The following is a 24,864-nucleotide window of genomic DNA, read 5'->3' on the forward strand; positions in this document are numbered from 1 at the left end:
TTTCCGCATTATGAAAATCAATTCCAATATATGAATAAAAAATAACGACAGTTATCAAAATTATAATTCTGATGTACTGCCGATTTTTATTGAAATTTCATGAGCTGCTTCTTTTACCTTACTAATAAGAAAAGATAGTCGATCATCATTAATACGATGACTAATTAACCCAACACTTAATGCTCCTACTACTTTATGATTGAATCCGATAATAGGTGCAGCTACTGAAGCTGTCCCTTCTGTTTTTTCACCATAACTTACAGCATATCCTTCATTTTCTATTTGTTTTATTTGATTAAGAAGAATTTGCTTTTGTTCTGGTAAAGAAGAAAGTAATTGTTCTACAATGTATTCCATTTCATTCGTTTTCATATTGGCAAGCATCGTTTTATTTGCGGCGCCAATCGAAAGTGGAATCTGTTCCCCTAAGTTATCGATAACCCGAATTTTTAAAGGGCTATCAATTCTTTCAATAATAATAGAATGAGTTCCATTTGGAATGTTCAAATAGACACTTTCTTCCACTTCAGCGGCCAATCGCTTCATCACTTCCCTTGCAACAGATCTATAGTCTACCTTCTCCAATTGACGTAATCCTATTTCCATCCACATTGGCCCAATCTTGTACTGCTTTGTTTCTGAAATTTGTGTAACTAACCCATGCTCCATTAGAGAATTAAGTAATCTATGTACTGTACTAACCGGAAGATGTGTTCCATCAGCTATATCAGAAATAGCCCAATACTCTTTTTCATTTGTAGAATTTAATAGCTTAATAATACTTATCGCTCGATCAATGGACTGTACCATAATTCGCCTCAACTTTACTTGTAGTATGTTTAGCTTAATTAACTATCAATTTATCAAAAATTCAAACTGAAATCAATCAATTTATTTAATTTTCAAAATAAACAAAAGATACGCTATCAACATTTTGAAAACGCAAACAAAAAAATATTGACTTTTCTTTTTAATTATCTGAAAATTAGAACAATATTTCACATCACGGAATACATTCCATAATACGGAAAAACATCAATTTTCATACTACCAATTTTGAAAGTGAGGAAAACAATGACGCAAGTAAACAATACAAACAATGAATTAAAGCGCACAATGAAAAGTAGACATTTATTCATGATTGCACTCGGTGGTGTGATTGGAACGGGGTTATTTAACGGATCTGGTTTTATTATAAGTAAAGCTGGACCTGGCGGATCCGTACTTGCCTTTATGGCCGGTGGATTATTAATGTATCTCGTTATGCTATGTCTTGGTGAGCTTGCTGTAGCCATGCCTGTTTCAGGTTCTTTCCAGGAATATGCCACCAAGTTCATTAATCCTGCAACTGGGTTTACAATCGGATGGTTGTATTGGTTAAGCTGGGCGAATACGACCGGTCTTGAATTTACAACTGCCGGAATTACGATGCAGCGCTGGTTTCCTGATATTCCTGTCTGGGTTTGGTGTTTAATATTTGGTGTTACCATATTCACTATAAACGCATTATCTGCTCGTAGTTATGCAGAAACAGAGTTTTGGTTTTCAAGCATTAAAGTATCTGCCATTATCGCTTTCATTATTCTTGGCGGCGCCGCTATGTTCGGTTTTATTGATTTAAAAGGAAACGAACCAGCCCCGCTATTTTCAAATTTCATAAATCACGGTGGTTTATTCCCAAATGGACTTGCCGCTATCCTATTAACAATGGTTACAGTCAATTATTCCTTCCAAGGTACAGAACTTGTCGGAATCGCAGCTGGTGAAAGTGAAGATCCAGCAAAGACTTTGCCTCGTTCTATTAGAAATATTATATGGCGCACGATGTTTTTCTTCGTTTTAGCAATTTTTGTTCTCGTAGCTTTAATTCCTTGGGAAGAAGCAGGATTAACAAAGAGCCCATTCGTTGCTGTTTTTGATAATATCGGTATTCCGTATGCAGCTGATATTATGAACTTTGTTATTCTTACCGCTGTTCTTTCTGTCGCAAACTCAGGACTGTACGCCGCAACTCGCATGCTTTGGTCATTATCAAAAAATGAAATGGCGCCAGCCTTTTTAAAGAAATTATCATCACGAGGAATACCACTAAACGCTTTAATCTTGACGATAGCTATTTCTGCTTTTTCTCTTTTGACAAGCGTGGTAGCTGCTGAAACGGTTTATTTATGGCTTATTTCAATTTCTGGAGTCATTACAATCATTGTTTGGATGTCAATTTGTGTTTCTCAATTCTTTTTCCGTAAACGCTATTTAGCTGAAGGTGGAAAATTAGAAGACTTAAAATTCAAAACTCCACTTTATCCACTTGTACCCATTCTTGGTTTTGGATTGTATGGCATTATATTAGTAAGTCTTATCTTTATCCCCGATCAAAGACTAGGAATCTACTGTACTGTACCATTTATCATCTTTTGCTACACTTACTATCACTTTAAGATTAAGAAAAAAATCACCAGTAGCACTCATAAAGAAGGTAAAATTAGCGAACCTTTGTAGTACTGTACGATACAGAGAAGACCGCGCATGGATTTCACCTCATGTGCGGTCTTTTATCATTCCTTCATTCATTTTCTCAGGAACAATTCCCCTATTTCTTCTATACTATTGAAATGATTATTTATAGCACTTCGTGTTTTGAATTGTTCAGGAGGTTTTTGCGTTCAAGTGTTATCCTCAAACGGGTCAGTATTGCTACACTCCTTTCCTTTACTTTGGTTTCAAAGATGATGTCGGTATAATTAATGTAGGAAATGCTGTTAGCAATTATTATTTTTTTATTGTTCATAAGTTAATGCTTTTCCTTACTATTACCACTTTGTTTTGATATATTAAATTTATACTACGTCACATTAAAAATTTTAAAATAGACAGGAGTTATATAAGATGATCAAAGGATTCGGAGGAATATTTTGGAGAACTAAAAATATTGATGTTATAAAAAAATGGTACAGCGAAGTATTGAAGATTGAAATAGAAAATTGGAATGGGACTGTGATTAAACCCGAATCAGGAACTGAGACTATCTTTTCTTTCTTCAATGAAGATGACAATTATTTTCCAACAGAACAACAAGTGATGTTAAATTTCCAAGTACATAATCTACATGAGACTATTCACCATCTTGAACAAATTGGTATACCTCTTGAAAAGAAAGAAGAGGTTAGTGAATTTGGAAAGTTTATTTGGATTAAAGATCCTGAAGGACGACTCATCGAGCTTTGGGAGAAATAGTCGATTGTAATCATTCGCTATTAAGATAACGGATAATTTCGTTCAGCCGATGTCTTCGGCTATCCATAATAGATTCCTGTTGCAAATTTGTAGCAGGCTCTATTTTCACTTCATCATTTTCATTTAAACGAGAATCAATTATCCTTAACGACATTTCCTAATCCTTCGTAATTACAATTTGAAATCCCCTCCTCATCAATCATCTACTATTTAAACAAAAACTCCCCTTAAATCAAAAATGATTAAGGGGAGTTTTTCATATGCGATGAAGTTATAGTTCAGATTTCACTCGAACAGAAACATTATTTTTAATTATATTTTTGACATCTTTAAAGCTAACAAAATTGTTACTTTTCTCATCCCAAAGACGGAAACGTAGTGATTGTAAGCTTGTAGCAAGCGTAATCGTTGGTACATTTTTTAACGGAAGCGTATTATTATGTGCCTCTTCTAGTTTATAGTTAGGTACTCTTGGGCTTAAATGGTGAACATGATGGAATCCAATATTACCAGTTAAGAATTGCAAAATTTTTGGAAGCTTATAAAAAGAACTTCCTTCCACTGCCGCTTTCACATATTCCCAATCTTTATCCTCTTCAAAATAAGAATCCTCAAATGTGTGCTGTACGTAAAACAGCCAAATACCTATTGAGCCTGCTATTAAGAATATAGTACCATGTACGAAAAGGAACGATTGCCATCCGATTGCCCAGCAAAGTACCCCTATTAAAGCAACGATTAATATATTCGTCAAATAAGTATTCATACGTTCTTTCTGTCTTGCACCTTTTCGGTTAAATCTATTTTTAAGCAAGAAAACATAAATCGGACCTAATCCAAACATAACAAATGGATTGCGATATAAACGATATGCTAAACGAAGTCTAAATGGTGCAGCTACATATTCATCAACTGTAAGCGTCCAAATATCCCCTGTACCCCTCTTATCCAAATTACCACTCGTAGCGTGGTGAATAGAATGCTCATGCCCCCATTGATCAAATGGGAATAAAGTTAAAACACCCATACATGTTCCAACTATTCTATTTGCACGTCGACTTTTAAAAAAGGAATAATGGGTGCAATCATGAAAAATAATGAAAATTCGTGTCATAAATCCAGCGGCTAACAGAGATGGAACTAATGTTAACCAATAAGAAACTGACAAACTTTTATAAGCAAGGTACCATAAAATAATAAATGGAACTATTGTGTTGATAAGTTGCCAAACACTTTTTTTAATCGTTGATTTTTCAAAAGGAGCAACTTGTTTTTTTAAATTTTTAGTATTTTGTAAGGTCATTTTTCTAATTCCTTTCCTGTATGTTGCTAATTCATATTATAGCATACTATTAGTATCAGGTGTTATGTGTAGATATAATAAATATTTTATACAATGAAAATCTCTTTTTTCTTACTCATTTCTTACAAATTACTTACGTCCAAAATAGCTTCTATAATAATAAAGAAGGAGCATTTGTGCCGATAATTCGAGTTTTTTTTCCAATAAATACATAAAAAAACACAGTGCTTTTTCACATCTGTGTTTCTTATGTTCATTCCAATGAAAACCAAGTAAATTTAGGATTTATACTTTTTTGATAAAAATAACAATTACATACATTCTATACTATATAATCTATGGGTTTACCATATTACTCAATATTTTCATTATTACAAGCTAAAAGTGGTTCGTACATCATTATAGCGTGATTCTCCGTTACATATTGATCTTCTATAAACTGCTTCTGTTGATTATATACTCTGCGTTGAATCACATTATGTCGTATATAACCACCCCAGTATGCAGGCTGAATGGCGTGTTCTTTTTCATAAACTTCATATTGATAAAGTTGCAGAAAGACTGTTCTACAAACGAAATTCTTTATTTTAAGAAAAAAATAAAATTTCCCTTTTGCATTTATATAAGTCTCATCCGGAAAATTTTGCGGCAGCATCCAAACATCACTATTTACAGGACACAACATAATAAAATTGCCAACCAGTTAGCTTAGCAAGGTTAACTAGTTGGCAATTTTTTAACGAGAATGCTTTACAAATAATTGAATTGCTTCTTCCGGTACATAGAACTTCCCATTACTCTCTACAATAATACTTTCTAATTCATACTCTTTATCATTAATACGAATTATATTTTTATTAACACTTAATTGAGCTTCCACTTTATTATGATTTACTACGAGCACTGGGTTTGCTACATCGGTTTTGTCGATTGATACAGTGGCACCAATTCTCTTAAAGGCTTGTTCACTCTCTAAAAATATTTTATTTGTTACTTCTTCTAAGTTAAAGCCCATTGCTTTCGCCATCGTCTTCGCAATGTCTATATTTTGGATTAAGCCTTCTGGTTTTTGTGGTCCATAAGAGTATAAGAATACATCCTCACCTGTATGTCCTCCTGTCGTAAAGCCAATATTTGCACGATTAGCCAATAACGTAGTAAGGATTCGACCTACATCCATTTTCTTTTTTGCCGCTTTTAACTTTTCTTTTTCATCATGAGTTAGATTGTCCAAACCGTATAGTTTAGCTACACCTTCTACATTTGATAAATCAGATTTCAGTTTATTTGTAGTCCCTTCAAGTGTCATTTTCGCCTTTTTCAATGGGGCAATGTATGCAGATACAGGTGTAGTATTATATCCCTTTGTCGTATTCATATTGCCAATAGAGATACCACTGTTGCCATGGTCAGCTACAGCAATGAGCATCGTATTACCGTCTTTCTTCGCAAATTTTAATGCTTCTGCAACCGCATTATCAAATGCCAATACATCACTAATAATCCCAATCGGATCATTCGCATGGGCTGCCCAATCTGGCTTACTTCCTTCTACAAATAAAAAGAAGCCATCTTTATCTTTTGATAATGTTTGAATTGCTTTTTCCGTCATTTGAGAAAGTGTTGGTTGCTCTGGATTTGTTGCTTCACGATCCATATCGAACGCAAGGGCATTATGTGAGAAAGAGCCCCAAATTTTATCAGATTTAGAGTTCAATAATGCATCTTTCGTTTCAACTAAGTCGTATCCTTTATCTTGAATCACTTTTACTAAATCTTCACCATCTTTACGGATTCCATTTCTTTTCACAGGCTGTAGTGCTGCTTTTCCCCCGCCTAATACGACATCTATATTTTGATACACTTGCTGCTTCGCAATTATGTCAAAATGCTTGCGGTTAGCATGATGGGCTGAGAAACCAGCAGGAGTAGCATGTTGAATTTCAGATGTAGCAACAATTCCAGTTGCCCGACCAGAGCGGTTTGCACCTTCTAGAACGTTCGCAACTGGCCGCAGCTTCTCCTCTTCTTTAATTGGTTTTAAGCCAGGTGAATTCACAATAGATGGCAATACACCTACATATCCTGAATTCGATTTATTCCCTGTCGCTAAAGCTGTAGCTGCTGGGGCTGAGTCTGTAATAGCCGATTCTGCTGAATACGTGCGAACACCTCCTGTTACGATTTCATCTAATGCAAGCGGTGCACCTTTATACAAGCGAGCTAACGTTGTTGCTGAAGAGCTCGTTCCATCCATAACCATCATAATTATATTTTTTGGTTGATGCTCTACTTGTTCCACCTTAGCTTCGGCCGCCTGATAATTCATCATGCTTTCAGTACTTAATACACTTAATGTTACAGTTGATACTAATAATATCCCCTTCACTTTTTTACTCAATTTCATCATTTTTGTTCCTCCATAAACTTCACATTCATTTATATACAAGATCCAATTTCCCATTACGTTTATACAAACTTATATATGTTCTTTTTTATTAGTTCCCTATTGTCATAAAGCTAACAACAATTACCGTCACTTTCGTTCATTAATTAAATAATGTTATATGTCACAGCCCTATATTCTCTACTATTAAAGTGTCATTATTCTCTTCATCATATAAAAATTTGTTTATCAATAAAAACACGATTAAATGAAATAAAAATTTATTGTTAAACAATAAATTACATGTTAAATTATATAGATAATAATTAAATGAGGTGCTTTTTATGAAACAAGGATCAACACTCTTTTTAAAGACGGCTGTTATTCTTATGGGAATTCCTGTTCTTGCTATGTGCATTTTTTTAGTTCCTAAAATAGGGAATTTCGCTGCAGAATTATATCCTGATATTGCATATATTAAATATCTTGTATTTATCAACTTATACGCAACAGCAATACCTTACTATTTCGCACTGTACCAAACGTTTAAGCTGTTAAACTATATTGACAAAAACAACGCATTCTCAAAATTGTCTGTAAAAGCGTTAAAAAATATTAAGAACAGTGCATTAACAATTAGTGTATTATATGTATTAGGCATGCCGCTTTTCTATCTCGTGGCAGAGAGAGATGACGCCCCGGGCATTATTATTATTGGAATGATTATGATTTTTGCTTCATTGGTTATCGCTGTCTTTGCTGCCGTTCTCCAAAGACTATTAAAAGATGCTATTAATATAAAATCAGAAAATGATTTAACGGTCTGAGGTGAATAATATGGCAATAATAATTAATATTGATGTAATGTTAGCGAAAAGAAAAATGAGTGTAACAGAGCTTTCGGAGAAGGTTGGAATTACAATGGCTAACCTTTCTATTTTGAAAAACGGAAAAGCAAAAGCGATTCGATTTTCAACTTTAGAAGCAATTTGTAAAGCATTAGAATGCCAACCAGGAGATATTTTAGAATATCAACCTGAAGATACCGAATAAAAAGAGTCCTTCTCACATGAAGGACTCTTTTTATTGCACATTACGGTGCGAAATTAATTTGACCAGTAAACAATAAGATAATCGTGATAATCCAAAATATAAAAAATGATGAGGACAGTATGAATGAAAGAATACCTATCCCCTTCTTCTCTGTTTTTTTCGTCATTATAATTATTGAAAGTATGATACCTACGCCTGTAAGAGCAATGGTAATATAATCTCCCACTATATTACTCACATTCGCTATCCTCGTTGGAGTTATAAAAACGAATAAAAGACATAAAATTCCGATAAGTAAAGATATATAGCTTATTATACTGTACTTCTTTTTGGGGACTATTTCGATTTTCATCATAACCCACCCCTTCTGTATAGCTATGATTTCATACTAGCACGAATAACCATAATTTGATTTTATTTTACCGCCTATAGTGCTTTTATTGAGTTAATTTCTTTTTAATACTTTTTTAAAAAAGCATATTGGACCTACTACCAAATATGCTGGGTTTGATAAGAAAGTCGGCTTCTTACCTTCAATTGCATGACCTACAAATTGAAAAATCCATCCTAATATAAATAATGATAGCCCTAATTTCCAATTCACAAATAAAATGAATATAGAAGTGATAATCGTAGGAATACCAATAAAGTGAAAAAATTTATTCATTGGATGTTGATGGTCGTCTCGATATTTTTTAAACATTTTTTGAAAGTCCATATCTTACCCCCTCTCCATTATTAAAAATCTTATTTTAATTTGAAACTAACGAAAGTAAATTTTCTTCTACTAATATATATGCAGGTGTACCATGAATAACCTATACAGCCAATCTTTTTAAAAAAACTAAAAAAGCTTCTGAAATAATTAACCTACTACATACAAAACATAGAAAATAACCTCTACTTTTTGTATGAAAAGTAGAGGTTATTTTCAAACCATTTATAAAGAAACCTCTCTATCAATCACTATCTTAAAAAATTCCGAGTAATGTGCCAAAGAATAATCCGCTACATCACAAATCCCTTGATACATGCATGTTGAAATACCTAATTCCTTTGCCGGTAATAAATCTAACTCTCTATCTCCAATAGCTAAATCAATATTGTACTTTTTATGTAAATAATTATACGCTAAAGAATTCGGTTTTCGAGGGAAACCATCGTCAATTGTAACCATATCGACGAAATATTTGTCCCATCCGTAATATTTTAAAATTTCCATAACCCCTGCTTTATGTTTATGGGTCATGATTACATTTTTATCTGCAAATTTCAAAACCTTTTCGACACCAGCAAAAGGCTTCATATCTTTTGGAGTAAATTTCTTCTTCAAAATTTTAATCTTTTCTTCCTGCTCACATGAAATATTATAATAATGAATTGCGTGAGAATATGATATTTTCAAGTTTTTGTATATTTCTTGTTCATCTACTGTATCACCTAATATTTCAGAAAGCATCTTCGTATATGCAGGATACGTATCAAATAACGTCCCATCAAAATCCCACAAAATATTCATTGTATTCACCCTTCTATTTTCGAATCATTGTATGACTAAATCCGCCCTATCCTTCGGCAATTCCATTTCTAAATAATACTCCTCTGCTTTCCAATACCTGTTTTGAAACTTTGAAAGTTTCTTTTGTGTCTCTTCGCTTTCACGCTGAAACCTTGTTTCCCTTGGACAGTCCAAATACACCATATAATGAAAGAAATCTCTCCATTCTTTTCGCTGTAGAAAAACTCCTTCAATTACAATTACACCTACAATAGGGATCTGGACTTTTTTCATTTCACATGAATCTGTATCATCATAATAGAAAGGCAATTTCAATTTCGTTTCATGTTGTAACTTTTGAAAAAATTTCTGCCGCAAGTATGCAATATCCCACTGTAAATAATAGTACTCATACCATTCTTCATATCCTGTATGATAGCGTTTATTACGCTCCACTATATGATCATCAATATGGAAAATATGAAACGGAATGCCTTCTTGTTTCATATTTTCTTTTAATTTTGTTGCGAATGTTGTTTTTCCTGAACGACTTAAACCATCTATTCCGATAATGAATCGGTTTTCTTTATGTTTCTTCATTATACTTATAATTTCACTCGTACTCATTGCTTCTTCCACTCTTCTTTTAATAAAGAAAATAAAATGGTATCATGAGCAACTCCATTTTGAATCATATGTTTTCGAAGTAATCCCTCTTCTTGAAACCCTGCTTTTTTTAGCAATTTTTGAGATGCCTTATTTTCTACATATACGACAGCTGCGATTCTTATAAGTTGCAGCTTTTCAAATCCGTAAGTTAAGATGGCTTGTAATGCTTCGGATGCATATCCCTTTCCCCAATATATATCATCTAATTCATAACCAATTTCAGCTCGTTTATGATGATTGTTAATTAAATGAAATCCGCACGTTCCGATTAATTGGTCCGTCCCTTTTTTCTCTATTCCCCAGCGAAACACATTGCCTTCTTCATAACGATTTTTAAACGTTTGAATCGTTGTTTTCGCTTGCTCAATATTTTCGAAAGAATCCATTCCGAAATATCGTATAACAGATTCTTTCGAAAAATATTGGAACATCATTTCTGCATCTAATAGTGTAAGTTCTCTTAAAAGTAAACGTTCAGTTTCTAGTTTCGGAAATTCCATCTCTTTTTCTCCCTCTATTCTAATGAACTGCAAATTTCAATATAATTTCCATCTGGATCAGCAATATAGGCAATTGTTTGTCCCCACGGTTTCACAATTGGCTCAACTAAAACTTTAATGCCTTGCTCTCTGAAATGCTCAATTGTTTCTTGTACATTCTCAACTACGAATCCCAATTCGAAGTGAGAAGATTGTAATTCACCTTCTGTAAGCGGTAGTCCTGTTAATTCTTTCACGTCTTCTCGTGTATTCATCGCTAATATTGTAGATCCAGTATTAAATTCAATATATGTACCATGCTCAGCTTTTATAGGTAACTGTAAAGTATCTTTATAGAATCTTAAACATTCTTCAAACTTTTCTACATATAAAATGATGTATTTCATTTTTAAATTCATGTTACATCCCCCTTTTGTATTCATCCCTAAAAATTCGACAAAAACTACAAAAAAACCTTGTTCTTCCTACAAATGAACATAAAAAAATGAGGCCGATTTCTCGGCCTCCCAGCTTATTGGCATAAAACAGGAGATTTGGTTTGGACATAACCAGTTCGTACTTTTATTATATTTTATTTTTTCTGAATTTTAAATACTTTAAACACCTATTTATATTGAGAAAGTTTTTTTACTTGCATAAAATTATACTGTTTAAGAAATGCTACAAATGGAGGTGTATACATATGGAACCAATGCTTTGTCCAAGCTGTAAAACAAATCGTACTCGCTTTAACATTCTTGAGCAACAAGTAAAACCAGTAAAGTTAAATCCTCAAACTGGTCAAGTAGAAGAAGAGTACACTAATGAAACGATGAATGCTTTTCATATGGCTTATCAAGGACCTACATACCGAGTCCAATGCGCTGTATGCGGACTTGTTGAAAACCCTGAACAATTTATTAAACCCGCGCAAAATCAGTCTTTCTAATAAAAACATGATTGTCCCTTGTAGAAATAGACTTTTCTATAAGGGATTTTTCCGTTTAATATGGTAACAAAAAACGTATTCCTTCCTTATTATATGTTAAACCTCATACCCTTTTAGTAATATTTACAGAAGAGAATTAAAACAAATGATTTTAAATAACAAGTGAATGATTCCATCTACATTTCTACTATTAACTTGTCACATAGTAATCTTTTACTTTTGGATCTTCGATTGGAAGAAAATAACGACTTCTTACGGTCTAACAATATGGATTCTTTCTACTATTTGTGGTCTTTTACTTTATTACCATTTTAAAAATCAAAAATCTAATAAAGTGATATTAATTGCTAGTTCGTTATTATTAATTATTTCTTCTTCATTTATGATTTTTTTAGGTATTGTTACTGGTAGTTATCTTTGTAACTTTTAATTCTATGACTTAAAAAGGTCGTCTTTTATTATGTAAAAAAGAATGAACAAAATAAATATATATAAAGATTTGAGAAGATGATTCCTAGACAATAATTATCTTCTCTAATAATATCACTCTTTGTTATAATATTTCCTTTTTCAACTTTTTAATCTTCAAATATAAATTAATAAGTATATATACATATACGAAACCAAAAAAGCCTACCATACCTTTATATAATCCAGATTCTGATATACCAAGAAAACATAAGTAAAGCGCTGGCATTAACGTTACAAACATAATCGCAACGAACTGTTACAACTCAGTAAGTTTTTGTACCCTCGTTTCCTTGTCTGAATATATGTCAGGCAACTTATTTTCCTCTTCTACTTCTTTACAAAAATAATTCCATTTCGCAAAACTCGTTACATGTTTCCACCCACACATTTCATATATTTCAATATATTCTTTTTGTTTTTCTTTTGTATCTTTATAATCTAATCTAAAATCTGCTTTATATATTACATCTTTCGGTTTTGTTTCCTTAAACGTATACATTATATTATATTTTTGTAATGCCCAACCTTGTTGATGCATTTTTCTTAAAAAGGCTTCCTCTTTTTCTAAACTCCATCCAGCGAAAAATTTAAATACCTTCTTTGTCTCCATCTTCCATTCACTCCCCTAATATCCTATTTCCATTCCTTACAGATCTCTGTAACCTGTTATATTCTAGCTCTAACACTTCTCTCCCAAACGACGTTAACTCATAGCACTTCTTTCTGTCTGTAGAGGCCACTTCAACAATTAACTTCTCTTTTAGTAACTTCGTCGTATTCCCATATAAAGTACCAGGACCGAGCTTTACTTCCCCTTTTGTCATCTCTTCAACCATTTGCATAATTCCATATCCGTGCATTGGTTTCACTAATGACAAAAGTATGTAATACGTCGCCTCTGTTAACGGAATATATTTTTGTGCTTTTGCATTCATTATACCTACCTCCGATACATCGTCTTATGATATATCGATTTACGATACATCGTATAACGATATTGTATAATCATATTCCAAAATATACAAGTATAATTTAATAATTAAATATCCATTTCTTTAAATTGAAAAATACTACCAATTTTCAGAATAATTTGTTAAAATGTAGAAACATTAACTCTTTTATACTGAAAGGAATGATACATATGATTCATAAATTAAAAGAAAATATAAGGTCTGTGTTTGTTGGTAAGGAAAATGTTATTGATCTACTACTCGTTTCTCTACTTGCTGATGGACATGTACTGCTTGAAGATGTGCCTGGTACTGGGAAAACGTTACTTGCGAAAACAATTTCAAAAAGTATTGGTGGTAATTTCTCTCGTGTTCAATTTACCCCTGATGTACTTCCGAGTGATGTAACAGGTATTGAATATTTCAACCCAAAAACGAGCGAATTCGAATTAAGACTTGGACCAGTTATAACGAACATTTTACTAGCAGATGAAATTAACCGTGCTATGCCGAGAACACAGTCTAGTTTGTTAGAAGCGATGGAAGAACGACAAGTGACGCTTGAAAAGCAGTCCACTCCTCTTCCGAAACCGTTCTTTGTTATTGCGACGCAAAATCCAATTGAATCACAAGGAACTTTCCCTCTTCCTGATGCACAGCTCGATCGTTTTTTAATGACAATTTCAATCGGTTATCCGGCTCCAGAAGATGAGCTACAAATGATGCGACGTTTTCGTAACGATACACCATTAGAAAATGTAACCTCTGTAATCTCTTTAGAAACTATTTTAGAAGCACAGAAACGAGTAAAAGAAATTTTCGTATCAGAACCGTTGGAACATTATATAATTAAACTTGCTCACGCTACAAGAAATCATGATTACATCACTAACGGTGTAAGCCCGCGTGCCACTTTATCTTTAGTACGCGCTGTTCAAGCGTTAGCCTTTTTACGTGGCAGAGAATATTGTACGCCTGAAGATATACAATTTTTAGTTCCTTCTGTTTGGAATCACCGTATCGTCTTATCGATGGAAGGTGCATTACGCACAACAAAAAATGAAATTATGCAAAGAATTTTAAAAGAAGTTGATGTACCAGTGGAGATTGAGCAAGCATGAATGGTCAACGCGTTGTAACTGTACCTTTATTTTTTCAGCTTCATATTATTCAATTAACTGTGCCCGTCGCGTTACTTTTCACATTCTTTTTCCCGCAACGCATGCTTATGTTTCTCTTTTTCTTTTATTATTTATTTGCGATTTTCATTTATAAATACGTCGCTTTCATAGAGAAAAAGTTTCAAGTTATAAATGAGAAACAAACGACTCGGCTATTTCCTGATGAATCTGGACAGTTTTTTATTCATTTGAAAAACGGGGGAAGCATACCACTCGTTAATGGTGTTTGTTATTTTCATTTACATTCATCTCTTATACCGCATAAAGATCAAGGAATTGAACAAATATCAAAGACGTTATTTTCTTTCCCATTTTCACAACCTGCACATTCAGCGCAAAAATGGGATTTAACATTAACTGCAACGAAGCGTGGTGTGTTTCAAATTGAACAGTTCGAATGTGTATTAAAAGATCCATTTCATCTATTGACTGTACATTTACCTGTTTTTGATAAATTAAGGACAGAAATTATTGTGTACCCTTCTCCTACAGAAGTAGCAGGTTTGCAAGAACTTCAGCAACTATTAAATGGTTCATATCGAACGAATTTTTCTTTTTACAATGATGAAACATCTATTATCGGTGTGAAACGATATGAACGTGAATCATTCCGCTCTATTCATTGGAAAGCATCTGCTAAAATGCAGGAATTACAAGCAAAGCAATATGAACCCGTAAAAAATTATAGCTGGACGATTTGTCTTTCTTTAGCAGCGAATCGCGGGTTTGGTTGGAGAGATAACATAGAAGAACTTATTTCATATGCAACATACATTTGCCAATACGCAACGAAGCATCAAATACCGTTTGAATTGTTTATAAGTGTATTAGCAGAAGGCGGTGCATTACATTTACCGTTAAATGAAGGACAAGCACATTACGGAAAGGCATTAGAGGAATTGGCGCGTATTTCAGATGATAGTACGCTTCTTCCGAAACAAGGATTTCTTCACTATGTGACGAGAAAAAGAGAACGCTCGTCTACGATGATTTACATCGGTATACAGAAGAATGAGCTCCCTCTTCTAACGCAACCTACATTTCTCATAAATATTGAAGGGATGGTGGAAGCAGTTGAAAACTTGGCTCTATCACGTTAATGACTTTATTCTGCTGCTTCTCCTTTCGTTATTAACGGAAAGAGACGAAATAGTTGGTATTGCTATATTTTTAGCGACCGGTTATGTAGGAGTACTTCTTATTAATAAATTAATGAAGAAAAAAACAACAGGATTTGTAATACTGTTAGTTGCTCAAATAGTCGGTTGTTCTTTCATCCTACCTTTTTCTCTTTTTGGCACAATTATGTTACCGCTTTTCTTCTTTATCGTACATGCAATTGGACCTGGGTATCCGGTGCAAAAGTCGTTAAGCGGTATTTTATGGTTTGTATTTTCAGCTATATTTCATGCCCCTTTTCCACCGTTATGGAAATTGTTATTATTAGTTTTACACATTATGATTACATTTTGGCAAACAGGTTCAAATCGTAATCAACAGCTATTACGTTTCACTTCTATTATTGCTATTGGAACAATTAGTGCTTTACTTATTCCGGTATTCCCTTATATTCGTCTTGTTTTTTCTTATATCGTTCAAGTAGTTGCGTTAGGATTCGGATACGCTATCAATCCGTTGTTTTCGGCAGCTGCATTAAAAGAAACAGATGATTTTTGGTCGAATAAAGGGAATCTAAAAGATCCTACTATTAAAGATGATCTGGAGCCACTTCCTTTTGATCCAACTCTTATAAATAGCATAACCATAATAGTCTGTACCACCATCGCCATTTATATCGTTTGGAAAATAATAAAACATCGAAAACATTTAAGTTTACCAAATATACCAGTCTTCGAATCTACAATCATTACTGATAAAGAAGGTATGAGCCAAAAACGAATGAAGCGAAATAAACCACCACATAATGAAATTCGAAAAGAAATTTTCAAACTTGAAAGTAAATTATCCCCTACTTTAAACCGGGAACGAGGAGAAACAGTTGAAGCGTGGTTAGAAAGAATTCATGATAATGAAGGTATACATATTCAGAGGGATATTATTATAGATGCGTATAATGCAGTACGTTATTCAAATGATGAAAACACTGTACTTCTGAATGAATTTAAGGAAGAGGTTCATAAGCTTTATGCGTATGAGAAGAGTTTGAAGAAAAAGAGAAAATGATGTATACAAAAAGACTCCTATTAAACTAGGAGTCTTTTTGTAAAAGTCCACGTTGCTTTTCACAAATTATGCTTTTTTTCCTGCTTCAATTTCTAAAGATTCTTCATGCCACCAAAGTGTTTCTTCCGGATCCTCTTTAGCGATTTGGCGTGCTTCTTTTTTCGATTCTACTGTAGGATATGAACCTTTTAGCGCACGTCCTGATGTTGTAACGAATAGTACACTAAATACGACTAATCCAATTATACTTACACCTGCTAAATAAAATGCTGGTGCGAGCGGATTACCGGTTGCATGAACTAAGTATGAACATACGAGCGGTGTTGTTCCACCGAATATAGATACAGAAATATTAAAGGAGATCGAGAGTGCTCGATAACGTACATCGGTGAAAAAGAGTGATGGTAATAACGAAGGTAGTGTTCCTTCATACACACTTAGGAAGAAACCTAATACGAAAATACCTGCAAATATAGCTGCAATATGTCCGTTACCTATTAGTAAAAATGCTGGAATTGCAAATACGCTTAAACCAAGTAAACCAATTTGCACGACGCGTTTATTACCAATTTTATCACTTAATTTACCGAAATAAAGTGCTAATGGAATCATAAGTGCCATCGTAATTGAAATAATTAATAAGCCAGTTGTTTCTTTGACTTTAAGTACTTGAGTTAAATAAGAAGGAATATACGAAAGAATCATATAATTCGTAATATTAAAGAAGGCGACAATTACTGTGCTTAATAAGAAGTCTTTTTTGTGATATTTAATAATATCCATAAATGAAAATTGTTCATTGTCTTCAGATTCCTCTTGTGCTTTTTCCATCTCTTCAAAGATGGGAGATTCATCTAAATGACGGCGTAAATATAAACCGACCAAGCCTATTGGTGCAGCTATTAAGAAAGGAATACGCCAGCCCCAGCTGAGCATTTGCTCATCTGTTAACAATAACGTTAAAATGGTAACAATTACCGAAGCAGCAATGTAACCTGAGAGTGTTCCAATTTCAAGACCACTACCGAGTATACCACGCTTTTTATCTGGAGAAGATTCTGCGATATAAACCATTGCTCCTGAATATTCGCCTCCTGTAGAGAAGCCTTGAATCATTCGGGCAACTAAAAGTAGTATTGGTGCCCATACACCAATTTGTTCATAGGTTGGTAGTAATGCGATGAATAATGTAGAAAGTGCCATTAAAATAATAGTAGTACTTAATACGATTTTTCGGCCATACTTATCTCCTATTCTACCAAAGAATACACCTCCGATTGGTCGAACGAGAAAGGCCGCTGCAAATGTACCAAATGTAAGTACAAGCTGCAAACCACTATTATTAACACCTGAGAAGAATAATTGACTTAAAATTACCGCTAAATACGCGTATAATCCGAAGTCAAACCACTCCATTGCATTCCCTATACCAGTAGCAACCACTGCTTTCCTGGCTTGTTTAGGATTGACAATATTAACGTCTTGAGGTTCAAAATTTAAATCATTATTTTGTTGCATATAATAAAACAGCTCCTTGTTTAATTTAACTTCTTTAAGCACACCTTCTCTTATTGAATAAAATTAATTCGAAGCACTTAAGGAAAATTAATGTCTCCTTATCTGTTATTATTGTTTCACATAATTAATTATTTGTCCAATGAGATGCTCTCTATGTTAAGTAATTTACTATTTTAAAAAGCTGAAGAAGGCGCTAAAATAGCGCCTTCTTCAGCTTTTTATATTTTTTTAAATACTTGCTGTAGCTGCTATGCTATGAACACAGGAAATAAACTCATAAGTGAATGCGTCAATTTCCTCTTTCGTAATAATATACGGCGGAAGTAATCGAATAATATTCCCTTGTGTTACATCAACTAACATTCCTTTATTCATTAGCTCCATCTGTAATTTCTTCACATTTTCATTCGTGTCATTCACACTTATCCCAAACATCATCCCCGCATGACGCACTTCCTGAATATAATAAGAATTTTCTTTCTGAATGTCTTGCAGTTTGTCATTCAAATATAGTGACGTTTCATAAGCTTCTTCCATTAAACCATCATCAATTAATGTTGTTAATACCGTTAAACCTAAAGCTGTTCCCATTGATGAATGAGCAAATGTTGTGCCATGATCTCCGGGTGAAAATACATCGCATAGCTTTTCACCTACAATAATTCCCCCTAGCGGTATTCCTCCTCCTGCACCTTTACCAATTTGAATAATATCCGGTGTAATATTGGAATTTTGATAAGCGAACAATTTCCCCGTTCTCCCCATGCCACTTTGTACTTCATCAACGATAAGCAGCACATTATATTTATCACAAAGATGTTGAACACCATGTAAATATTCACTTGATAAAGAATATATCCCGCCGCTTCCTAATACAGGCTCTAACATAATTGCAATAGGCTTTTCATTTAAAATTGTTTCTTCTAATTGCTCTATATTCTCACGCTCTACTTCGTATACAGGAATAGATGTTTTAGGGAAACTTTGATATACATTTTCTTGTCTCGTAAAATGAAGTGCCCCTAACGTTCGCCCGTGGAAACTACCTTTGAGCACAACGACACCTTCTCGCTCTTCATTCGTAATAGATCTATATTTATCAATTAATTTCAACGTTGTTTCTGTCGCTTCCGTACCAGAGTTTGTAAAAAATACTTTGCCGTTTTTTAAAGAGTACTCAACTAATTTCTTTGCATACTCAATCGCAACTGGGTTTAAAAAGTGAAATGGAAGATGCAAAGATTTCGTAACTTGCTCCATTGTCGTTTGCACAATTTTAGGATGATTGTATCCTAATACATTTACTCCTACGCCAGAAAACATATCTAAATACTCTTTTCCATTCACATCATACAGTTGACAACCTTCTCCTCTTTCTATTGCAACCTCCGTACGGCAATACGTAGGCATCATATATTCTTTATCTAATTGAAACCAATCCGACATGTTCATTTCCTCCTAGTTATTTTTACTATTTTTTTAATGACCATTATCTATAAAGTTATTTATCAATTAATTTTTAAGATTAAAATTTTAATAGTGTGTTTTCTCTTTCCGATATTCATTTTTCCATAATTTCTTCTATTTCAACAGGTCCACTCTATATGCGTTTTTTTCATCTAGCGGTATGTTACTACTTTGAACTTTGTATGTAATACATAATCAAGGCTATAGAATCATATTTAGTAACAATCGAAGAAAAAATTTGGAGGCTATATCGATGAATGAAAAATATAATAAAAAGAGGCAACCCTTATTAGGAGAAGACCTTAATCAAAATCGAGAACTTAATGAACAAGCTACACTTCACTCTCAAACAGTCGGTTCACGTGGACCTGTTCTCAAGCAAGATAGTGTACTGCATGAAACCTTACAAGAATTTATACATGAAAAAATTGTAGAAAGACCTGTTCATGTAAAAGGTTTTGGGGCATTCGGTTATTTTCAAACGATCTATCCGATGTCTGAACATACAAAGCTAAGTTTTTTACAACATTCTAATGAGAAAGTTCCTGTTATGGTACGGTTTTCGTTAGCTGTTAGTACGAAAGGAACACCAGATACTTCTAGAAATGTACGCGGCTTTTCCACAAAATTTTATACAAAAGAAGGCGTTTTCGATCTTTTATGTAATCACATTCCTGTCTTTTCCGTTCGTGATCCGATGCGTTTCCCTGAAACGATTAAAGCGTTGTTGCCTTCACCTAAAAATAACTTAATAGATCCGGATAGATTTTGGAATTTTGTCGCTAGAGCACCCGAATCCATTCATTTTGTTGTCCGTTTATACTCTAATGTCGGTACGGTAAAAAGTCTTCGTCACATCCCAGGACATAGTGTAAATACATACGTTTGGAGAAATGCTGAAGGCAATCGAAAGTACGTAAAGTATCATTGGTATCCTTTTGAAGGTGTACAATTCATTACTAGTAAGGAAGCTACTAAACTAGCTGCTGAAAATCCAGATTATAGTGGGAAAGATTTATATGATGCAATTGAGGCTGGTAAATCAGTGGAGTATGGTTTATATGTCCAGCTCATGGATCCAAAAGATGAAGTACATCTTTCTTATGATCCGCTAGATGATACAAAAGTATGGGATGAAAAGATGTACCCTCTTATACCAGTCGGTAAAATGGTATTAAATAAAAACCCTGAAAATTATATGGAACAAGTAGAAAAAGTCGCCTTCTCCCCTTCTAATTTACTAGATGGTGCAGAACTATCTGATGATAAAATGTTGCAAGGGCGTGCTAACATTTATAGCGATTCTCAAAGAAGAAGAATTGGACCTGAATTTCGAAAATTAGCGATTAACCAACAGCAAAATTGGACACCTGCTAATCAAATAACAAGCGGTGATGGAAGGTATGTTGAAGGTAAACTTGAAAGAGCTCCTATAACGAAACAGAATGACTTTACGCAGGCTGGTGAATTTTATACGCAGTTAAAACCAATAGAAAAAGAATATCTTGCTGAAAATTTAGCTAATGATTTGAAAGGTATATCTGATGATATTAGGAAGATCGTTTTGGAGTATTTCAATCGAGTATCCACTGATTTGAAAACAAAAATTGAGACAAAAATGAAAGAGCATTAAGAAGATTAAAACATACTTTCCGAATGAGAATTCAAATCTATATTAATTATTTTCTTGTCAAAATCCAATGAGTTTATTTAATTAAAAAATGTAAAGCCAATATATCCCTGTTCTATAATTAGAACAGGGATATATTGAAGTAGTTTAATGTTTAACATTAAATACTTTATTTCGCTAAAAAATGCAATAAGTAGCCTTTCAAAACAAACTATAGTAAACTACTTTACTTGTACCGTATAATTCCCTGTTCCACCACCATACTTATATACACTTAAGTAATATTTCCCTGGCTTTGCATTATAATTTCCAAGCAATTTGTTTCCATCACGTTTTGTTGCATAAGCTACATAATTGTTTAGATCTGATTCAGAATATAATACCCAGTTCAGTCCAAGATTTTGTTCGTTCGTAACAGAAATTTGTAAATCTTTTTGATCCTTTACATCAATAACAAATTTATCTCCCTGATCTTGATCACTTAAGTTTCCTCTTAATAACGTATTTAAAAATAGTGGATTGGCTGTTTCAAATGAATTATTCGGCTCTTTTTCTACAGCCGTACCTTCTTCCGTATTTACTCCGCTAAACACAACATCATATTCAAATTGTCCAGCATGATTAACACGGTAATTTATAAAATAAGCAGTCAATGTTTTATATCCAGTCCACTCTTTTCCTGAAAGACGTTTCAACATATCATTTGTTGCTTCATTCATCACTTTCCAGTCCTCAACTTCTCCTTTAGCCACACTTCCTGTATATGTCCCCTGTAGTGTAAATGTATTAAAGAATTGTGATTTATTCTTTGTTACTTTCACATCTTTTAACTTTGCTTCATTCGTAATATCTGAAGTAATGTCCGAAAGCGATTTTGGATCATGCTGCGCTAAGTACTCATCTGATACTTGTGGGATTGTATACTTATCACGATTATCTATAAGCATTTGCATATAAGATTGATATTCTTCATTTAAGTTGTTATCTTTGCTTAATGCAGAACGGTATGCGTCGTAACTTGAAACATCATTTGCACGAATTAAATCATGCACTTTATCGAACATTTCAGGACGTTTATTATACATATATGATTGCAATGCAAACGAATAGTTATAAAAATCCCACGTTCCATATTTCGCATTTAATGTTTGGGATGCTGTATAACGTTTTGCAGGATCATTAGATAACCCACCAATTATACTTTTTCGCGGTACTACACTATTTAATCGCGTTGAACCTGCAAAGAACTCTGCATTTCCTTCTTCAAACCATGTTAAACGTTCATTTTGATACATTTCCCCTTGGCCCCATAATCCCTGAACCTCGTACCTTCCTTGTAAGTAGTGTGTAAATTCATGGCGGAACAATTCTTCCAAACTATAAATACTTTGCTCTGGTGTACGTTCATAAGTAAAGAAAGTTCCCGTTCCTTCAATATAAATTCCACCATTATTCGTTTCATATCCGTACAGTTGACGATTAAATTGATACTCATCTGGACTATTATAAATAACCATCGTTAATACATCATCAGCATGTCCACTTTCAAGTGGTTTATCGCTACCAACTGTACGATAAAATTGAGAACGTACTTCTTTTGCCGCCCAGTATAGACGTTTAATTTTCTCTTCGCTAACTTTATCCCCAGCTTTAAAGACAATTGCTCCATCATCAAACGTATACGTTTTCGGTAAATATTTCTTTTTACCCTCTTCTCGAATTTGATCTAAATTTACAGTTTTTCCGTTCGCATCTATTCCTCCATAATTTGTAGTAATTTGTTCTGCCGCAACAAAGTATTGCTCTCCTAAAAATGGATAAATTCGCATTGCATCTGTAACAACTTGTTGTCCTTTTGTCGGCGTGCTATGAAGCTTGCCCAATCGGCCAGCATAGTAAATTCCGTTATTTATTAACCATCCATTTTTATCTGATACAGTACCAAGTAGTGCGAAACGACTTACTTCATTAATAAAGTTATCGATATTTCGATACCATATCGTATCTTTCGGCTCTTTTCCAGTCGTGTACATATCCGTCTGAATATCAAAGTCAATTCCCTTCATCAACTCATATATAGCGTCTCCTTTTGTTCGGTCTTCAATGAAAGTTGCAAGATTATCGTTATATTGTTTAAAAATTTCACCTGCATATAAAACCGTTTCAACATCTGCTGATGCATTTCCAATTAATTTTCCATATGATGAAATTACTTTATTTTGTTCTGATGTACCAAGTTTGAAATTTGGATTTTTTGCAATTGTTTTTAAAGCTGGTAAACATTTATCATGGTAGCTACGCTCATTTAGTTTGCTTAATTCATCATGGTAAAAACCTAAATAAAATGCTGCACGTAGCGCTTCTACTAATGTTTCAATCCCTTTTGAGTCATCTTTCGTATAAGCTTGTCCTTGTTCTGCTAGTTTATTAATAATCGCTTGCATTCGGCTATCATCTTGATAGAATTTAAGACTATCACTATTAAACTGAAATAATTCCGGAATTTGATACCATTTAATAGTCACAAGAAGATCAGTTAATTGTTTGTTACTTAATTGATTTAACTCAGCCATCGAATACTTTTTTTCTTCAGCTAACGGTTTAATATTATCGGTTGGTGCTAGTGGACGCTGCGATAAATCCGCTAACTTTAACCGTTTTGTAAAAGATGCATTTTCTTGTACTTTTGAAGGGTGCGCCAATTCATCAACAGATTTCTGTATGCCAACCGGCTCCATTTGTAATACGTTCTTCACATTTTTCTCTTTTGTCTCTGCTTGAATTTGCAAACCATTACATGTTATTGTCACTAGTCCAACACCAAGAATCCACTTAGAAATTTTCGAATATTTAACCATACCATTACCCCCTAATAATTTTAAAGAAAATTCTGAATTTTATATTTAAAAAACCATTTATTTGTATGTATTTACAGTTCCGCTATAAATACAACTATGATCAATAATGCAATAGCAGCTTGTTTTATACTATTACGAGTACAGATTCCTTACATACAATCTCCCTTCCTTACATGTAATACAAGCAAAAACTGTGCCAATCATATTTCTTATGAATAGCCAACATTCTTTTATAAATACTGTAGAATAAAATATACATAGGTGGTTCGGCAATGTATAAATCATTTGACACAAAATCTAATGTTTATGAAGAACAAATGCATTGAATGTTATAAGTTCATTAGCCAGTACATAATTTCCAACTAACAACATCCCAAATTATTAATTCTCACAAAAAAAGGTAAACAAACATATTCCATAAAGCTAATATGTTCGTTTACCTTTTCCTATTTCAAATCAACAGCGAAATATCGTTGAATAAAAACAGCACTAATAAGTATTTTGTTATTCATTTCTCTTTTTCAGATAATCTTTTTCACATTGCAACGGCTTGAATTTCACTTTTTTCCCTTTCTTCTTTTTCGTTTTTATAACGAACCATTCCCCTTTTTCAACGTCTAGTTTTAGGCGTTTCATTACATTGATATTATCGTTTTCTTTATAAAATAAAAATGCCTCTTGCGCCCTCACAAATAAGCTGGGCTGCTCGCTAAATCCACCACTATCATAAATTTTAGTTAGCGAATTATAATAAGAATCTTTTTCCTTTCCACCATACATCAAATGGGCAGCCTCCAGATCTCTTTTACTTACTTCCCAAAAACTATGTTCATCAATATTTAAATTAAATGTGGATTTAATGTCCTGTATTATATTCTTCACATACTTTTCATCTCGAATTTTCCTTTTTTCAAGACAATCCGAAGATAACCTTGGTGCATCTGATTGGGAATGTACAACATGTTGTATCGATACACACAGAATAAATATGCTTAAAATGTAAAATATTTTTTTCATATTTACATATCACCTCA

Annotated in this window: 24 protein-coding genes and 3 pseudogenes; 10 read left to right on the top strand and 17 right to left on the bottom strand. The window is 33.5% G+C overall.

Going from position 1 to position 24,864, the window contains the following annotated elements; genetic code table 11:
• Positions 1-60 precede the first annotated feature (60 nt).
• Positions 61-810, bottom strand: coding sequence for an IclR family transcriptional regulator (locus ACS2MN_RS08470; protein WP_000250754.1), 750 nt, complete (start codon positions 808-810; stop codon positions 61-63).
• 264 nt (positions 811-1,074) lie between these two features.
• Here ACS2MN_RS08470 and ACS2MN_RS08475 point away from each other — a divergent pair, with 264 nt between their 5' ends.
• The gene (locus ACS2MN_RS08475) at positions 1,075-2,499 is read left to right on the top strand and encodes an amino acid permease (RefSeq protein WP_000195517.1); all 1,425 of its coding nucleotides are present in this window, start codon (positions 1,075-1,077) and stop codon (positions 2,497-2,499) included.
• 387 nt (positions 2,500-2,886) lie between these two features.
• Entirely contained in the window at positions 2,887-3,234 is a 348-nt protein-coding gene (locus ACS2MN_RS08480) for a VOC family protein (protein ID WP_000589583.1), read from the top strand.
• 10 nt (positions 3,235-3,244) lie between these two features.
• Here ACS2MN_RS08480 and ACS2MN_RS08485 read toward each other — a convergent pair whose 3' ends face one another.
• The 4 genes and pseudogenes from ACS2MN_RS08485 to ACS2MN_RS08500 all read right to left on the bottom strand — a co-directional run bounded on the left by ACS2MN_RS08485 (position 3,245) and on the right by ACS2MN_RS08500 (position 6,947).
• On the bottom strand, positions 3,245-3,388 hold the full coding sequence (locus ACS2MN_RS08485; protein WP_000058621.1) for a hypothetical protein: 144 nt from the start codon (positions 3,386-3,388) through the stop codon (positions 3,245-3,247).
• A 117-nt stretch (positions 3,389-3,505) separates the two neighbouring features.
• Entirely contained in the window at positions 3,506-4,537 is a 1,032-nt protein-coding gene (locus ACS2MN_RS08490) for a fatty acid desaturase (RefSeq protein ID WP_000174972.1), read from the bottom strand.
• Between the two features lie 352 nt (positions 4,538-4,889).
• Positions 4,890-5,105 (bottom strand): annotated as a pseudogene (locus ACS2MN_RS08495) (VanW family protein); the annotation flags it as partial.
• A gap of 168 nt (positions 5,106-5,273) precedes the next feature.
• Complete coding sequence (locus ACS2MN_RS08500; RefSeq protein WP_000977073.1) at positions 5,274-6,947, bottom strand: alkaline phosphatase; 1,674 nt, start codon at positions 6,945-6,947, stop codon at positions 5,274-5,276.
• Positions 6,948-7,267: 320 nt separating this feature from the next.
• Here ACS2MN_RS08500 and ACS2MN_RS08505 point away from each other — a divergent pair, with 320 nt between their 5' ends.
• The gene (locus tag ACS2MN_RS08505) at positions 7,268-7,750 is read left to right on the top strand and encodes a DUF2975 domain-containing protein (protein ID WP_000809100.1); all 483 of its coding nucleotides are present in this window, start codon (positions 7,268-7,270) and stop codon (positions 7,748-7,750) included.
• Positions 7,751-7,760: 10 nt separating this feature from the next.
• A complete protein-coding gene (locus ACS2MN_RS08510; RefSeq protein WP_000974611.1) occupies positions 7,761-7,976 on the top strand; it encodes a helix-turn-helix domain-containing protein in 216 nt (71 codons plus the stop codon).
• 40 nt (positions 7,977-8,016) lie between these two features.
• On the opposite strand, the gene ACS2MN_RS08515 is transcribed toward ACS2MN_RS08510, so the two are convergent.
• The 6 genes from ACS2MN_RS08515 to ACS2MN_RS08540 form a co-directional block, all read right to left on the bottom strand.
• Positions 8,017-8,328 carry a hypothetical protein gene (locus tag ACS2MN_RS08515; protein ID WP_346994547.1) on the bottom strand — a complete coding sequence of 104 codons (312 nt, stop codon included), beginning with the start codon at positions 8,326-8,328 and terminating at the stop codon, positions 8,017-8,019.
• A 93-nt stretch (positions 8,329-8,421) separates the two neighbouring features.
• A complete protein-coding gene (locus ACS2MN_RS08520) occupies positions 8,422-8,694 on the bottom strand; it encodes an Mpo1-like protein (protein ID WP_000347331.1) in 273 nt (90 codons plus the stop codon).
• A 222-nt stretch (positions 8,695-8,916) separates the two neighbouring features.
• Positions 8,917-9,495 carry an HAD-IA family hydrolase gene (locus ACS2MN_RS08525; protein WP_098709470.1) on the bottom strand — a complete coding sequence of 193 codons (579 nt, stop codon included), beginning with the start codon at positions 9,493-9,495 and terminating at the stop codon, positions 8,917-8,919.
• Between the two features lie 24 nt (positions 9,496-9,519).
• A complete protein-coding gene (locus tag ACS2MN_RS08530; RefSeq protein ID WP_000107734.1) occupies positions 9,520-10,101 on the bottom strand; it encodes a kinase in 582 nt (193 codons plus the stop codon).
• The gene (locus ACS2MN_RS08535; protein WP_000395622.1) at positions 10,098-10,643 is read right to left on the bottom strand and encodes a GNAT family N-acetyltransferase; all 546 of its coding nucleotides are present in this window, start codon (positions 10,641-10,643) and stop codon (positions 10,098-10,100) included. The genes ACS2MN_RS08530 and ACS2MN_RS08535 overlap by 4 nt, the downstream gene beginning before the upstream one ends.
• Positions 10,644-10,657: 14 nt before the next feature.
• Positions 10,658-11,041, bottom strand: coding sequence for a VOC family protein (locus ACS2MN_RS08540; RefSeq protein ID WP_001049857.1), 384 nt, complete (start codon positions 11,039-11,041; stop codon positions 10,658-10,660).
• 284 nt (positions 11,042-11,325) lie between these two features.
• Between ACS2MN_RS08540 and ACS2MN_RS08545 the strand changes: the two genes are divergently transcribed.
• A complete protein-coding gene (locus tag ACS2MN_RS08545) occupies positions 11,326-11,571 on the top strand; it encodes a hypothetical protein (RefSeq protein ID WP_000433609.1) in 246 nt (81 codons plus the stop codon).
• Between the two features lie 166 nt (positions 11,572-11,737).
• Positions 11,738-12,014 (top strand): annotated as a pseudogene (locus tag ACS2MN_RS08550) (hypothetical protein).
• A 110-nt stretch (positions 12,015-12,124) separates the two neighbouring features.
• Here the strand turns inward: ACS2MN_RS08550 and ACS2MN_RS08555 are convergent.
• Positions 12,125-12,652, bottom strand: a pseudogene (locus ACS2MN_RS08555) (DUF2812 domain-containing protein).
• Positions 12,653-12,659: 7 nt separating this feature from the next.
• Positions 12,660-12,977, bottom strand: coding sequence for a PadR family transcriptional regulator (locus ACS2MN_RS08560; RefSeq protein ID WP_000991886.1), 318 nt, complete (start codon positions 12,975-12,977; stop codon positions 12,660-12,662).
• Between the two features lie 206 nt (positions 12,978-13,183).
• Here ACS2MN_RS08560 and ACS2MN_RS08565 point away from each other — a divergent pair, with 206 nt between their 5' ends.
• From ACS2MN_RS08565 to ACS2MN_RS08575, 3 genes are read left to right on the top strand one after another with little or no spacing between them, the layout of a single operon-like run.
• Positions 13,184-14,113, top strand: coding sequence for an AAA family ATPase (locus tag ACS2MN_RS08565; protein WP_000581423.1), 930 nt, complete (start codon positions 13,184-13,186; stop codon positions 14,111-14,113).
• Entirely contained in the window at positions 14,110-15,273 is a 1,164-nt protein-coding gene (locus ACS2MN_RS08570) for a DUF58 domain-containing protein (RefSeq protein WP_001014409.1), read from the top strand. The genes ACS2MN_RS08565 and ACS2MN_RS08570 overlap by 4 nt, the downstream gene beginning before the upstream one ends.
• Positions 15,248-16,357 (top strand): DUF4018 domain-containing protein, encoded by a 1,110-nt coding sequence (locus ACS2MN_RS08575; RefSeq protein WP_098709472.1) that lies wholly within the window; start codon positions 15,248-15,250, stop codon positions 16,355-16,357. Before ACS2MN_RS08570 ends, ACS2MN_RS08575 begins: the two co-directional genes overlap by 26 nt.
• Positions 16,358-16,423: 66 nt before the next feature.
• Here ACS2MN_RS08575 and ACS2MN_RS08580 read toward each other — a convergent pair whose 3' ends face one another.
• Positions 16,424-17,875: an MFS transporter gene (locus tag ACS2MN_RS08580; RefSeq protein WP_001186948.1), complete on the bottom strand. Its 1,452-nt coding sequence runs from the start codon at positions 17,873-17,875 to the stop codon at positions 16,424-16,426.
• A gap of 228 nt (positions 17,876-18,103) precedes the next feature.
• Positions 18,104-19,321 (bottom strand): aspartate aminotransferase family protein, encoded by a 1,218-nt coding sequence (locus tag ACS2MN_RS08585; RefSeq protein WP_001286452.1) that lies wholly within the window; start codon positions 19,319-19,321, stop codon positions 18,104-18,106.
• Between the two features lie 274 nt (positions 19,322-19,595).
• Here ACS2MN_RS08585 and ACS2MN_RS08590 point away from each other — a divergent pair, with 274 nt between their 5' ends.
• Positions 19,596-20,975 carry a catalase gene (locus tag ACS2MN_RS08590; protein WP_001003631.1) on the top strand — a complete coding sequence of 460 codons (1,380 nt, stop codon included), beginning with the start codon at positions 19,596-19,598 and terminating at the stop codon, positions 20,973-20,975.
• Positions 20,976-21,193: 218 nt separating this feature from the next.
• On the opposite strand, the gene colA is transcribed toward ACS2MN_RS08590, so the two are convergent.
• Entirely contained in the window at positions 21,194-23,830 is a 2,637-nt protein-coding gene (gene colA / locus ACS2MN_RS08595; RefSeq protein WP_000241877.1) for a collagenase ColA, read from the bottom strand.
• A gap of 504 nt (positions 23,831-24,334) precedes the next feature.
• A complete protein-coding gene (locus tag ACS2MN_RS08600; protein ID WP_000719369.1) occupies positions 24,335-24,847 on the bottom strand; it encodes a hypothetical protein in 513 nt (170 codons plus the stop codon).
• Positions 24,848-24,864 lie beyond the last annotated feature (17 nt).

This window comes from Bacillus cereus group sp. BceL062, from assembly GCF_051780025.1.
Lineage (GTDB): Bacteria > Bacillota > Bacilli > Bacillales > Bacillaceae_G > Bacillus_A > Bacillus_A toyonensis.